This window comes from Zhongshania sp. (assembly GCF_041584495.1).
In the GTDB taxonomy this organism is placed as follows: domain Bacteria; phylum Pseudomonadota; class Gammaproteobacteria; order Pseudomonadales; family Spongiibacteraceae; genus Spongiibacter.
In genome coordinates this window covers 1-12733 of the sequence record NZ_JBFHDY010000106.1, presented here as the reverse complement: position 1 = coordinate 12733, position 12733 = coordinate 1, and the positions used below count along the sequence as shown (strand labels likewise).

General features: G+C 52.2%; 12 protein-coding genes. 4 read left to right on the top strand and 8 right to left on the bottom strand.

What is annotated here, in order from left to right; translation table 11 throughout:
• Positions 1-600, top strand: a 600-nt coding sequence (locus tag ABYP33_RS14680; protein ID WP_373091908.1) for a CoA pyrophosphatase, incomplete at its 5' end; no start/stop codon positions are given.
• Here the strand turns inward: ABYP33_RS14680 and ABYP33_RS14675 are convergent.
• The 6 genes from ABYP33_RS14675 to ABYP33_RS14650 all read right to left on the bottom strand — a co-directional run bounded on the left by ABYP33_RS14675 (position 583) and on the right by ABYP33_RS14650 (position 6827).
• A complete protein-coding gene (locus ABYP33_RS14675; protein ID WP_373091906.1) occupies positions 583-1317 on the bottom strand; it encodes a hypothetical protein in 735 nt (244 codons plus the stop codon). The genes ABYP33_RS14680 and ABYP33_RS14675 overlap by 18 nt on opposite strands.
• A gap of 132 nt (positions 1318-1449) precedes the next feature.
• Positions 1450-2193 carry a TIGR04219 family outer membrane beta-barrel protein gene (locus ABYP33_RS14670; protein ID WP_373091904.1) on the bottom strand — a complete coding sequence of 248 codons (744 nt, stop codon included), beginning with the start codon at positions 2191-2193 and terminating at the stop codon, positions 1450-1452.
• 84 nt (positions 2194-2277) lie between these two features.
• A complete protein-coding gene (gene hemB / locus ABYP33_RS14665; RefSeq protein WP_373091902.1) occupies positions 2278-3288 on the bottom strand; it encodes a porphobilinogen synthase in 1011 nt (336 codons plus the stop codon).
• Between the two features lie 9 nt (positions 3289-3297).
• Complete coding sequence (gene hemL / locus ABYP33_RS14660; RefSeq protein WP_373091900.1) at positions 3298-4581, bottom strand: glutamate-1-semialdehyde 2,1-aminomutase; 1284 nt, start codon at positions 4579-4581, stop codon at positions 3298-3300.
• Positions 4582-4653: 72 nt separating this feature from the next.
• Entirely contained in the window at positions 4654-5073 is a 420-nt protein-coding gene (gene hemJ / locus ABYP33_RS14655) for a protoporphyrinogen oxidase HemJ (RefSeq protein ID WP_373091898.1), read from the bottom strand.
• 17 nt (positions 5074-5090) lie between these two features.
• Positions 5091-6827: a chloride channel protein gene (locus ABYP33_RS14650; RefSeq protein WP_373091896.1), complete on the bottom strand. Its 1737-nt coding sequence runs from the start codon at positions 6825-6827 to the stop codon at positions 5091-5093.
• A gap of 148 nt (positions 6828-6975) precedes the next feature.
• Between ABYP33_RS14650 and argC the strand changes: the two genes are divergently transcribed.
• Positions 6976-8016: an N-acetyl-gamma-glutamyl-phosphate reductase gene (gene argC / locus ABYP33_RS14645; RefSeq protein ID WP_373091894.1), complete on the top strand. Its 1041-nt coding sequence runs from the start codon at positions 6976-6978 to the stop codon at positions 8014-8016.
• Between the two features lie 111 nt (positions 8017-8127).
• Complete coding sequence (gene erpA / locus ABYP33_RS14640; RefSeq protein ID WP_008251315.1) at positions 8128-8481, top strand: iron-sulfur cluster insertion protein ErpA; 354 nt, start codon at positions 8128-8130, stop codon at positions 8479-8481.
• Between the two features lie 13 nt (positions 8482-8494).
• On the opposite strand, the gene ABYP33_RS14635 is transcribed toward erpA, so the two are convergent.
• Together ABYP33_RS14635 and ABYP33_RS14630 are read right to left on the bottom strand one after the other, a co-directional pair.
• Complete coding sequence (locus ABYP33_RS14635; protein ID WP_373091892.1) at positions 8495-9616, bottom strand: anhydro-N-acetylmuramic acid kinase; 1122 nt, start codon at positions 9614-9616, stop codon at positions 8495-8497.
• A complete protein-coding gene (locus tag ABYP33_RS14630; RefSeq protein WP_373091890.1) occupies positions 9616-10953 on the bottom strand; it encodes a peptidoglycan DD-metalloendopeptidase family protein in 1338 nt (445 codons plus the stop codon). Before ABYP33_RS14630 ends, ABYP33_RS14635 begins: the two co-directional genes overlap by 1 nt.
• A 248-nt stretch (positions 10954-11201) precedes the next feature.
• On the opposite strand from ABYP33_RS14630, the gene tyrS reads away from it, so the two are divergent.
• Complete coding sequence (gene tyrS, locus ABYP33_RS14625) at positions 11202-12503, top strand: tyrosine--tRNA ligase (protein ID WP_373091889.1); 1302 nt, start codon at positions 11202-11204, stop codon at positions 12501-12503.
• Positions 12504-12733 lie beyond the last annotated feature (230 nt).

Genomic DNA, 12733 nt, shown 5'->3' with positions numbered 1-12733 from the left:
GCTTTGAAAAAAAGCAGCGAAGAAGCGCTTGCTCTGCAGCAAATAATAACGCGATTAGATGGTTTTAAACCTCGTCAGCGCTGGTGGCGGCGCTGGGTGAAACGTTCAGCTGTGGCGCTGATATTACGTGAGCTAGACGATCATATTGAAGTGCTGATGATTAAGCGCGCCGATCGCGAGGGCGATCCGTGGTCTGGGCATATGGCGTTTCCCGGTGGTCGCATGGATCGGCAAGATGTGACGGGTTTGCGCACCGCTATTCGTGAAACCGAAGAAGAGACCGGTATTTATCTCGACAAGGCCGGGCACTGCATTGGTCGGCTGTCTGACATCGTGAGTCGACCGCATTCTGGTCGTCAGCCTATGGTCGTCACCCCCTATGTTTTTCGCTTGCACACAGCGGTCAGTATTGAGCCAAACCACGAGGTCGCTGAGGCCGTGTGGGTGCCGCTGCGGTTTTTGATGACGCGCGGTAATCGCGAGACAATGGAGTGGGGGCGGGGCAAATTACATATGGTCCTCCCCTGTTATTTTTATGAAAAACGCCGGATCTGGGGTATGTCGCTGAAAATGCTCGATGAGCTACTCGGCTTGATCTGAATTTTGGTCGTTGGTGTTGTCGATTACACCATTGGTCTCTAAGTTCGAGCGAAGATCTGGCCGCACCGGGCTGAATTGCTCGTCGCTTTCTTGCTCCGGCTCGGGGAGGAGGTTGCGCTGATCTTCCCATAGAAATATTTTCGTCTCGTTGAGTAATTTGCGCGCCTCGCTTTGGGGTCTGGCGGCTTCAGTGATGGCCTCGTCTGGCAGCAGTTTTTGCAACCAGGCTTTAAACACCGCCATAATCACTGGGGTTTTCTTGGGGTCGAGGTATTGCCAGCGCGAGCCATCAAGAATATTGCCAGACACTCGCTGTTCTTTTACCGGAAGCCAGTAAACTCCGCAGCTCGACAGACTAAAATCGTCTTGGCGACCAAAGCTGATATTGGCCTTGAACGGATTGAAGGCGTCTTCTGGTGGGTTGTCGATGCGCTGTAGCGCCATAATCCATTGGCTGCCGGGGGGGAACTCTTTGGCCTCGGGGCGGCATAAATTGTCTTTTTTACCCCAAATTCGAATTTGCTCGCGGTAGTCGCTGCCATGAATAATTTCTTTGATGTTTAAATCAAAGCCGTTGCCCTGGCTGCGTTCCACTTCGCCATATACGACGAGATCGGCGTCGGTATAAACTTCTTTAAAGGGCCCCTGCCACAGACATTCGCAGGCGAGGGTGGCCGCACTAAAGAGTAAGCTAATAATGGCGACCGCGATCTTCAATGGTTTTCCTCGAACTGTTTGGTTTGGTTGACGCAATGGCCAATAATATACTGCTTAGCAGGGTATTTTAATGGGGCCAATAAAAAAGGGTGCAGCCAGCGCTACACCCTTTGTCGTTGTGCCCGGCCGATTTTAGATATCGATCACCAGGCCAAGGAAGTAACCGTCAACAGTCACATTGGCTTCTTCGTTGTCGTCTTCTAGCTGAACATCAAAATTGCGGTAACCGAGCTCAAGGCCCACAATGCCAAGCTCATAGCCTAGTGCAAGCGTCATGTCGGTGACTTTATTGTCGCCGTAGGCAATAACATTGCCAAGGGCTGAGGCGTATAAGCCGGTTAACGGCAATTCAAAGCGGGCGTTTACATAGGCCATGGGAATCGGTGCATCGATGTCGATAGCGCCCTCGTCGCCTGTGGTTTGATTTTTAATACGAACTTCGCCGTCGAACATACGCACGGTCAAGCCGACATCGAGGTTCACCCAGTTGTCGAGGATTTCGTAGTAAAAGGAGCCGTCAGTGTGGCTTAGGTCTGTTGTGGAGTCGACGGTGTTTGTAGCGACATAGCCTTTGCCGTCAAATGTAAAACTGCGGTTTAGGGTGTTTGTTTCAGATATGTCTAAGGCGGTGTGCTGTAGGCGGATATTTGGGAGTACGGGCACGGGGTGCTCTAGCGCAACATAAAAACTTTTACCGGTTTCATCGTCGTAGCCAAGATCATCATTCATGTCGATGCTGTCTGAGCCTGCTTTCACATCACCGTCCCAGCTCTGCTTCCACATATAGGCGCCGGCGGTAGCGCCAACAATATCGGCTTGGCTGCTTACTGAAGCACTAGCGGCAAGTATGGCCAGTGCGATAAGTCTTTTTTGCATGATGTATTCCCCTGGGTATTTTTTTAATACTTTAATTATTTCGCGTTGTCTCAACCATAGTACCTGTCTGTGACAGGGTAAATACTAGTTATTCAGTAATAATGCCATGTCCTTGGCGAAATAGGTCAGAATGCCGTCGGCGCCAGCGCGCTTAAAGGCGAGTAAGGATTCGGCCATGACCGCGTTTTTGTCGAGCCAGCCATTTTGAAATGCCGCGCAGTGCATGGCGTACTCGCCGCTCACTTGGTAGGCGTAAGTGGGTACTGCCAGCTCGCCTTTCACTCGGCGAATTATGTCGAGGTAGGGCATGCCGGGTTTGACCATAATCATGTCAGCACCTTCGGCAAGGTCTAACGCGCATTCGTGCAGAGCTTCGTCGCTATTGGCGGGGTCCATTTGGTAATTGTATTTATTGCCACTGCCGAGATTACCCGCTGATCCGACGGCGTCGCGAAAGGGCCCGTAATAGGCCGAGGCGTATTTGGCGGCGTAGCTCAGTATGCAGGTGTTGATGTGGCCGTTGCTCTCAAGGGTATGGCGAATGGCGCCGATGCGGCCGTCCATCATGTCTGAAGGGGCAACGATATCGGCGCCAGCATTGGCCTGGGCTTCCGCCTGCTTGCACAGGGTTTCGACGGTGCGGTCATTGAGTACATAGCCGCTGGCGTCAATAATGCCGTCTTGGCCGTGGGTAGTGTAGGGGTCGAGGGCAACGTCAGTGATAATACCGAGTTCTGGCGCGGCGTCTTTAATGGCTGTGATGGCCCGCTGCGCCAATCCGTCGGGGTTGTAAGCTTCTTCCGCGAATAAGGACTTTTTGTCAGCGCCAACCACGGGAAATAGGGCAATTGCGGGAATGCCTAGCGCGGCTAACTGTTTGGCTTCGGCGACCAGTAAGTCAATGCTTAAGCGCTCAATGCCCGGCATGGAACCGACTGCTTGGCGCTCATTGCTGCCCTCGCAAACAAACATGGGGTAGATTAAGTCGTTAACAGTAAGCTGATTTTCGCGCATTAAACGCCGCGAGAAATCATTGGCGCGCAGGCGCCGCATGCGAGTGGCGGGGAAGGCGCCGCGGTGGAGTGACTTGCTCATAGCTGGCTCTCAGTTTAAGTTGGCGAAAACGCGTTCGGCTATATCTAGGGTGTCGGCAATATCTTGGTCGCTGTGGGCAGCGGATAAAAAGCCGGCCTCGTAGGACGCCGGGGCCAGATAAACGCCGCCTTCAAGCATGCCGTGGAAAAAGCGATTAAAGCGCTCGATATCGCAGGCCATGACGTGCTGATAATTAGTGACCTGCTCTGTATCGGTAAAAAACACCCCAAACATAGTGCCCACATGGTTGCTGGTCATGGCGATGCCAGCGGCCGTAGCGCGTTCGCGCAGGCCCTTAACTAATTTGTCGGTTTGCTGGAAAAGTGGCTCGTAAAACCCGGCTTTTTCTATGTGTTCTAACATGCATAGGCCCGCTGCCATGGCAACGGGGTTGCCAGACAATGTGCCCGCTTGGTACACCGGCCCGCTTGGCGCAATATGATTCATGATTTCGCGCTTGCCACCAAAGGCCGCGACGGGCATGCCGCCGCCAATAACTTTGCCTAGGCAGCTGATGTCGGCGGTCACACCGTAATAACCTTGGGCACCTTGCAGGCCTAGCCGGAACCCGGTCATCACCTCATCAATAATCAGTACGCTGCCGCGTTGGTCGCAGCACTCGCGCAGGCACTCTAAAAAGCCGGGAATCGGCGGCACGCAGTTCATATTGCCGGCGACGGGTTCCACAATAATGCAGGCTATTTGCTCGCCGAATGCTTTGAACGCAGCTTGCACACCGTCAATGTCGTTATAGGTGAGGGTAATGGTGTGCTCTGCCAAGGCGGCCGGAACACCCGGCGAGCTGGGCACGCCAAGGGTAAGCGCGCCAGAACCCGCTTTAATGAGTAGCGAGTCTGAGTGACCGTGATAACAGCCTTCAAATTTTATAATTTTGTCGCGGCCAGTGTAGCCCCGGGCCAAGCGAATTGCACTCATGGTGGCTTCGGTGCCGGAGTTCACCATGCGCACCATGTCCATGCCGGGCATGATGCCACAAATTTTAGCGGCGAGTTGGGTTTCGATTTCGGTGGGGGCGCCGAAGCTCAGGCCTTTTTGTAATTGCTCGGTGACGCTGGCAATGATAGCGGGGTGGGCGTGGCCGAGCAGCATTGGTCCCCATGACAGTACGTAGTCGATGTACTTTTTGCCGTCAACGTCAAATAAGTAGGGGCCGTTGGCGTGATCGATAAAACGCGGCGTGCCGCCAACGGCTTTAAATGCCCTGACTGGGCTATTAACGCCGCCGGGAATGTATTGACGGGCGACTTCGAATAATTGTTCTGAGCTGCTCATAAAAGGCTTCTTGTCATCAATGAAAGGAAATTTGGCAATGTATGCGGGTATTATCCCGCGCCGAGCGTCCCCTTAAAAGGGTTTCAGTACGGCGAGTAGCACAATGGCAAATAGTGCAAAAACAGGTGCTTCATTAAACCAGCGATAAAATACATGCTGGCGCTGATTTTGGTCGCTAGCAAAGACTTTAACAAGGTGACCGCAATACAGGTGGTAGGCGATTAATCCGACAACAAACACCAGTTTTAACTGCAGCCAGCTGGCCTGCAGATAATAGCTGGGCTGCTGATAAATCATGAGTGCGCCAAAGACCACGGTTAAAATGGCAAAGGGAGTGACAAAGCGATAGAGCTTATGCTCCATGATTTTGAGCTGATCGCGGGTGGCTTGATCCTCGCTCATGGCGTGGTAAACAAATAATCTGGGCAGGTAAAAAATACCGGCAAACCAGCAGATAACGGCGATGATATGGAATGCTTTTAGCCAGAGCATAATAAAGAACCTAGGTTTTAGAATCGAATGGGTAAGTTGTAATAATCGGATAAGCCTTCTCGAGTAATAATGCCCTCGTCAGGCGGTCCTTGGCGCTGGTAGGCGTTGTACACAAAAAGGCTGTCTAGACCTTCTCTGTTCATCGTCTCTAGTGCCTCCATCAGCGTCCCGTTAATCTCAAAAACGGCGGCGCGTCGGCGATGTTCCAGCGCGGCGAGCAAGTCGATCGTCTGCTCTTCGTCAAGGTTCATTGTGCTGATGACTGGAAGCCAATGCTCACGGTGAACAACGATACGTTGCCCTTCGGGATTGGTGATAACCAGCCAGCGAACCGGCGTGTCGAGTAACTTTTGCTGCTCTGCTGTGGTTAAGTGCTGGCCAACGTGACGAAGGTTTCTATCCATTAACGCGGCGGCGCTGGTGCGCAGTAGGGCCAGCGTCAGAGGGTTGGACCTTACTGCCTGTTGCATGGCAAGGAGCGTGGTTTGGTGCGCTGACTGTAGGCCAAATAATTCTTTGTGTATTAAATGGGCGGCAATTACTGCCAGCATTGCTGGGAAAATAATATTCAGATTATGGGTGAGCTCAATAATGGCCAATAGCGCTGCTAGCGGGGCGTTGAGGATAGCGCCCATGACGGCGGCCATGCCCATGAGTACGTAAAAACTGTGTTCCGCCGCCAAGTTTGGAAAAAGCTGAGCGCCAATGTCCCCCATGGCGCCGCCGGCAAAGGCGCCGACCAGTAGGCTTGGGCCAATGATGCCAATAGGCATGCCCAGCCCGCAGGATACTGCTGTAGCGGCGAGCTTGAGTGCCGTGAGCAGCAGAAGGAATTGCAGACTGTAGTCGCCGATCAAGGTTGCCTGCAGGCTGTCGTAGCCAATGCCGAGTATTTCAGGCGCTAAAAGCGCGCAAAGCCCAGTGAATAGCCCTGCGAGGCCAAGTCGCAGCCATATTGGGCGATTGATAATTAGTAAGCACTGCTGCTGTATCAGTACAAAAGTACTTGACAGTACGCCAGCAAAACAGCCAAGCAATGCAATAAAAGGTAGTTCAAGTAGTGAGGTCATCGTAACTTGGCTGGAGGGTAGGAATACCACGGCCCCAAACACGGCTTGCGACAAAGTTGTTGCTGTTACGGCGGCGAGAATGACGGGAATGAATCCGGCGACGGTGTATTCCATCATGACAACCTCCATCGCAAATATTACGCCGGCGATAGGGGTGTTGAATGAGGCGGCGATGGCGGCCGCAGTGCCACAGGCGGTCATGACGCGGAGGCTGTTATTGGGTAATTTAAGTTGCGCTCCTGCTTGGCTGCTTGCGCCCGCGCCAATGTGCACCGCCGGGCCTTCGCGGCCGCCAGATTGGCCAGTGAGCAGAGCGATCAATCCGCCGACAAACTGAACGATAATATTCTTAAGCGGCAGACGTCCGCGGCCGTTGTGCAGCGCTGCAATAACATGTGGGATACCTGTAAAACGGTGCGCTGGGGTAACGAAAGTCATTAGTAAGCCGAGTAGCAGTGCTCCGCTGACGGGCAGTATGAAGTACCAGTGACGGGGGAGGTCTTCGAAGTTCTCGGCAGATTGGTCTGGGAGCCAAGCTGCCAATGGCCACTCCAGCATCAGTCGAAAGATAATCATGAGAACGGCAGTAATCGCGCCGGCGGCTAGGCCGAGGATGGCGTAGGGCAGTGCGGCGTCGGGGCTGGCGAGCCTTCGCCGAAAATTGACAATGCCTTTATTTAGCATGATCGGCGAGATTGATCGATGAGGGTGTGAGGCATATCGGTTTCGCGTGTGTCCTACAAATCAAGTAGTATAGTGGTCCTGACGCCCTAGGTATAATGGGGGGCTGAAGTGAATTTATATTTTCCACAAGTATGGCGGGGTATCGCGCGTGTTAAAGGTCGGAATTGTAGGTGGTACGGGTTATACCGGCGTGGAGTTGCTGCGTTTATTGTCGACGCATGCCGAGGCCGAAGTGGTGATGATTACTTCGCGTGCAGAAGACGGTGTTGCGGTTGATGAGTTGTTCCCCAGTTTGCGCGGGGCAATGGATCTGCGTTTCTCGACGCCGGATGTGAAGTTGCTCGCGACGTGCGATGTGGTGTTTTTCGCGACGCCCCACAATGTTGCGATGAATATGGTGCCAGAATTACTGGCGGCGGGAACCCGTGTTATCGACTTGTCGGCCGATTTTCGTATCACTGATGCTGACTTGTGGTCTAAGTGGTATCACGAAAAGCACGTTTGCCCGGATGTTCTGGCCACGGCAGTTTACGGCTTACCCGAGCGCAACGCTGAAAAAATTCGCAGCGCCAAATTAATAGCGTGCCCTGGCTGCTACCCTACGGCGGTGCAGTTAGGTCTCATTCCGCTACTGGAAGAGAAGCTGGTTGATCCTAGTCGCTTAATTGTCAGTGCGGCCTCAGGGGTTAGCGGTGCTGGGCGTCAGGCTAAGATCGATAATTTGTTTACTGAATTGTCAGAGAGCTTTAAGGCTTATGGGGTTGGCGGTCATCGTCACCTGCCTGAAATTGAACAAGAATTGGCGCTCGCGGCGCAAGGCCCAGTGGGTTTAACGTTCACGCCACACCTACTGCCTCAGGTGCGGGGTATTCACGCCACCATGTATACTGAGCTGATCGATCCAGCAGTGCCATTAGATGAAATACAGTTTTTGTTTGAAAAGCACTACGCCGATGCACATTTTGTTGATGTGATGCCCCTGGGTAGCACGCCTCAGACGCGCACGGTGCGTGGCAGTAATATGTGTCGCCTCGCGCTGTATCGCCCTCAAAATAGGGACACGCTGGTAGTCCTCTCGGCAATCGATAATTTGGTTAAAGGTGCCTCGGGTCAGGCGATTCAAAATATGAACTTGATGTTCGGTTTACCCGAAACCATGGGGTTGCAAGGTTTGGCGTTAATGCCCTAGGGTCTGCTCTAAGAAGAACAATGGCGGTTAATTCTTGACTGATTTAGTCGGGAATTGGATAATCACTCTATTTACGACGCCAAGCGGCGTCGTTGGTTTGTGAGGTGGACTATGTCTGCAGTTGAACAATTTACTCCCACCGTGCTGACTTTAACAGATCGGGCGGTGGCGAAGGTAAAAAATTTGGTGGCTGAAGAGGCCAATGACGACCTGAAGTTACGCGTGTTTGTCACTGGTGGCGGCTGTTCGGGTTTTCAGTACGGTTTTACTTTTGACGAGCTCGCTGAAGAAGACGATACTTTGGTAGAGCGAGATGGTGTTGTGGTATTGGTTGACCCTCTGAGCTACCAGTATATCGACGGTGCGCAGCTAGATTATACTGAAGGCTTAGAAGGTTCACGCTTTGTAGTGAGTAATCCCAATGCCAGCACAACCTGCGGCTGTGGCTCTTCGTTCTCGGTTTAACTTCTCCGTATCGTTAGCCAGGATGCACCGCGCCTAATATGCGCGGTCCTTTGGCGCCCGTCACTGCGGGCACATTGCCAGCTAAATTCATAATATTCTGTTTTGCCAGCCAAGCGAAGGCCGCAGCTTCTACCCAGTCGGGATGAATGCCTAAGGCTTCCGTGGTAGCCACTTTATGGCCAGTTAAGAGCGCTTGAATTCGAGAGTAGAGTGCCTGATTGGCGCTGCCGCCCCCGCAAATAAAAACTTCAGAACCCTTTTGGCTGCATTGACCGATTGCGTCACAAATACTGCGCGCAGTAAGTTCGATTAGTGTCGCCTGAACATCTGCTGGCGGTATGCGTGGGAGTGATTCCAGAACGGTAAGCAGTTGCGCTAAATTAAATTGTTCGCGGCCAGTACTTTTGGGTCCGTGCACCGAGTAATAGGGATCTTGTAGCAAAGTCTCTAAGAGATCTTGATTTAGTTTTCCGCTTTGCGCCCATGCGCCGTCGCGATCAAAGGTATGCCCTTGGCAGTGCATAATCCAGCTGTCCATTAAGACATTGCCGGGGCCAGTGTCAAAACCAATTACCTCGCCATCGGCCTTGAGTAGGCTAATGTTCGCCATGCCACCAATATTGACAATCAAGCGCTCTATGCCTACTTGGCTGAATGCGGCAACATGAAAGGCGGGGACTAACGGAGCGCCTTGGCCACCAGCGGCAATATCTCGGCGGCGGAAATCGGCAACCGTGGTGATGCCCGAAATTTCGGCAATAGTATTGGGGTCGCCAATTTGCAGAGTAAATGCCATGTCGTTGACGCGCTGCTCGTCGGGTGGCCGGTGCCGAACGGTTTGGCCATGGCTGCCAATGGCGCGTATCTCTATAGGTGAGATTCCCGCGGATTTGCACAAGTCGAGAGCCGCTTGAGCAAAGAGTTTGCCTAGTTCGCGATCAAGTTTGCCTAGTAACTCTATCTCGTCAGCAGTGCCGCCGCAGAGTTCGAGAACTTGCGTTTTGAGTGTTGCGGGTAGCGTTGCTGACAGGCTGTGTACTAATTCGATGTGGTCGCCGTTGAAGTTGACTAATACGGCATCGATCGCATCTAAGCTTGTGCCAGACATTAAACCAATATAGTAATGTTTGCTCATTAGCCTGCATCAACGCCGGTGTAGTTGCGCTGGGCTGCATAGGTTCTGAGTTGCAGCTGCATGCCAGCTATTTGCGCTTGGAATTCAGGCATGGCGCCAGTGGCTACTTTTTTGGGCGCGGGTAACTGTTTCACGATAGTCGCTGGATTACGGTGCACGCCGTTGAGCAAAAATTCGTAGTGTAAGTGGGGGCCGGTGGCGTAACCGGTCGACCCAACCCAGCCGATTGTTTCCCGCTGTCGAACGCGATCGCCTTTCGAGACGGCCCGTTTGTGCAGGTGTAAGTATTTGGTCATATACGCTTCGCCGTGCTTAATAAACACGTAGTTACCGTTGGCTTTTGAATAGCCTGCGTCAGCGACGCGGCCATCACCGGCAGCGTAAACGGGGGTGCCGCGGGGGGCGGCGTAATCAACACCTCGATGGGGGCGCACGGTTTTGAATACGGGGTGGAGGCGTTTGGGGTTAAAGCCCGAGCTGATACGGGTGAAATCCAGCGGGGCCCGCAAGAAGGCTTTGCGCATGCTTTCGCCGGCTTCGGAGAAATAGTCTACTTCGCCTTGTTTGTTGATGTAGCGGTAGGCCTCAAAGGATTTGCCGCGGTTAAAGTATTGCGCGGCGAGAATTTGGCCGCTGCTCAGTAATTCACCGTTTAAGTACAGTTCTTCATAGATAACAATAAAGTAGTCGTCTTTGCGAACGTCGTAAACAAAGTCTAAAACCCCGCCAAAAATATTGGCGAGCTCCATTATGATGCCTTGGCTAACGCCTGCATCTTGGGCTGCCCTATATAAGGACGATGTGATTGTGGCGCTGGCAACGCGTTGACGAATTTCTGGTGTTTCGGTCATCTTGGTGGTGGTGAAACCGGTCACGCCGCGCTCAAAGACAATGCTGTTCAGCTTGTCTATTTGGAAACTCATTGCGTCGAGTTGACCGTCGTCGCTAATTTTGAAAGACAGTTTTTGTCCTGGCCGAATTTTATTCAGAGCCTTGGCTTTGGTGGAGCTACTCAATAATTCGTGAAGGTCTTGGGGGCTAAGGTCGGCGCGACTGAATATGGCCGACAGCGAGTCGCCATTTTTAACCGGGATTTCCTTCCACGCTTTTTCTGTCACAACCGGCGCTACTTCAGGTGCGGTGCTGATTCTGCTTGGTGTGAGTTCCAGGTCGAGGGGGATGGCGGTGCGCTTGGCCTCGGCATTTTCGCCCGGCAATAAGAGTAGTGCTAACCCTAGGGCAATCAGTGTCGATGCTGCCAGTGCTAAATGGCGGCGGGGAAACTTGCCAGCGGGTAATTTGCGCATGGCATGCCGTTTGGTAATCCAGTTCTGCATAGTTTCGCTACTTCATACCTTGCTGGTGATTTTTTTGCTCAGTATAACAAATGTACAGGGCTGCTAAAGTTCGTATTAACCGAAAGTTAAAGTAGATTCTAGCTTGTGGGCGGCGGCATGTCAGCTTTTCTCGGTTTGCATTTCAGTTTGGTTGTTGTATCTTGCCGCCTTCTCAGTCAGTTTCTTGGTACCGCAAGCGCCGTATATGGAGGTTGCTTGCGCTTTCCCTTTGATGAAAGGTCGACGGTATGACAGCGGTAAATGCAGAATTACTCATGGAATTAGAGGCGCGCGGTTTGGTCGCGCAAATGACGGGCGAAAATGGTCTGTCAGAGTATTTGTCCAGTGAGATGCGCACTCTCTATTGTGGCTTTGACCCAACAGCAGACAGTCTTCATATCGGTCACTTGGTGCCGTTGCTGGCGCTACGACGTTTTCAGCAGGCAGGGCATAAGCCGATTGCCTTGGTGGGCGGTGCCACCGGTTTGATTGGTGACCCAAGCTTTAAGGCTCAGGAGCGCCAATTGAATACGCCTGATATCGTCGCTAATTGGGCGGGTAGACTAAAAGGACAGGTGTCGCGTTTTATTGATTTTGATAGTGGCGAGAATGCCGCAGAAGTGGTCAATAACCTAGACTGGTTTGGTCAAATGTCGGCGCTGGAGTTTTTGCGGGATATCGGTAAATACTTCACCATAAATAATATGATCGCCAAAGAGTCGGTTAAGCAGCGCCTTAATAGGGAGGGTTCCGGGATATCCTTTACCGAGTTCAGTTACTCTTTATTGCAGGGCATGGATTTTTCCGAGCTGTATAAACGTAATGGCTGCACCCTGCAGCTGGGGGGCTCGGATCAGTGGGGCAATATTATTGCTGGGGTAGATCTCGCTCGTCGTCAGCACGGCGTTGCGGTTCATGGCTTAACCATGCCTTTAGTGACTAAGTCTGACGGCACCAAATTTGGTAAAACGGAGTCGGGCACCGTGTGGCTCGACCCAGCTAAAACCTCTCCTTATGCCTTTTACCAGTTTTGGTTGGGGACGGTAGATGCCGATGTATATAAATTCCTGCGTTACTTCACGTTTTTGTCGTTGGCTGAGATCGACGTGATAGAGCAGGCAGATAAAGAAGCGGGTCGTCCTAGTGCTCAGCGTATTCTCGCTGAGCAAATGACGAGCCTAATACATGGTGATGAGGAGTTGGCTGGCGCGCAGCGTATAACCGAAGCGCTGTTTTCTGGTGATTTAGCCGAATTGTCGGCAAGCGACCTCGCGCAGTTGCAGCTGGATGGTTTGCCCACTTCTATATTAGATAGAAGTGAGTTACTTGACCGGCCGCTTACCCAGTTGTTGGCTGACATAGGTATGGGTGCGGGCAAGCAAATAAAAGACGCTTTGGGGCGCAATGCGGTGCAGGTAAATGGTGTTGCAGTTGGTTTGGCTGACAATATGGCGGCGGAATCTGTCTTTGCTGCGTCTAATGCGCTGTTTGATAAGTACTATGTAATCAAGCTAGGCAAAAAGAAATACCAGATGTTGGTCTTTAAATAGGCAGTTCATGCCGTTAACTGCATGAACGTTGATCAGATTGTGCGTAAAGTGTACGGCTTTAAAACTATTTCAAAATCATTTCAGAAGTGTGTTGACTCCTAAGCTGGCGTGTCTATAATGCGCCTCCTCAACTGCTGAGGCGGACTTCACCGAGGTGCGGAACGCGATTTGTTTAAGCAGTTGGGGTGGTAAGAAAGTTTAAAAAACTACTTGCTACTGAGGCTAAGGTC

Bases quoted from the DNA above. Each gene is read 5' to 3' on its own strand.
- ABYP33_RS14670 (WP_373091904.1), bottom strand. From the start codon at position 2,193: ATGCAAAAAAGACTTATCGCACTGGCCATACTTGCCGCTAGTGCTTCA.
- hemB (WP_373091902.1), bottom strand. From the start codon at position 3,288: ATGAGCAAGTCACTCCACCGCGGCGCCTTCCCCGCCACTCGCATGCGG.
- hemL (WP_373091900.1), bottom strand. From the start codon at position 4,581: ATGAGCAGCTCAGAACAATTATTCGAAGTCGCCCGTCAATACATTCCC.
- hemJ (WP_373091898.1), bottom strand. From the start codon at position 5,073: ATGCTCTGGCTAAAAGCATTCCATATCATCGCCGTTATCTGCTGGTTT.
- ABYP33_RS14650 (WP_373091896.1), bottom strand. From the start codon at position 6,827: ATGCTAAATAAAGGCATTGTCAATTTTCGGCGAAGGCTCGCCAGCCCC.
- erpA (WP_008251315.1), top strand. From the start codon at position 8,128: ATGTCTGCAGTTGAACAATTTACTCCCACCGTGCTGACTTTAACAGAT.
- ABYP33_RS14635 (WP_373091892.1), bottom strand. From the start codon at position 9,616: ATGAGCAAACATTACTATATTGGTTTAATGTCTGGCACAAGCTTAGAT.
- ABYP33_RS14630 (WP_373091890.1), bottom strand. From the start codon at position 10,953: ATGCAGAACTGGATTACCAAACGGCATGCCATGCGCAAATTACCCGCT.
- tyrS (WP_373091889.1), top strand. From the start codon at position 11,202: ATGACAGCGGTAAATGCAGAATTACTCATGGAATTAGAGGCGCGCGGT.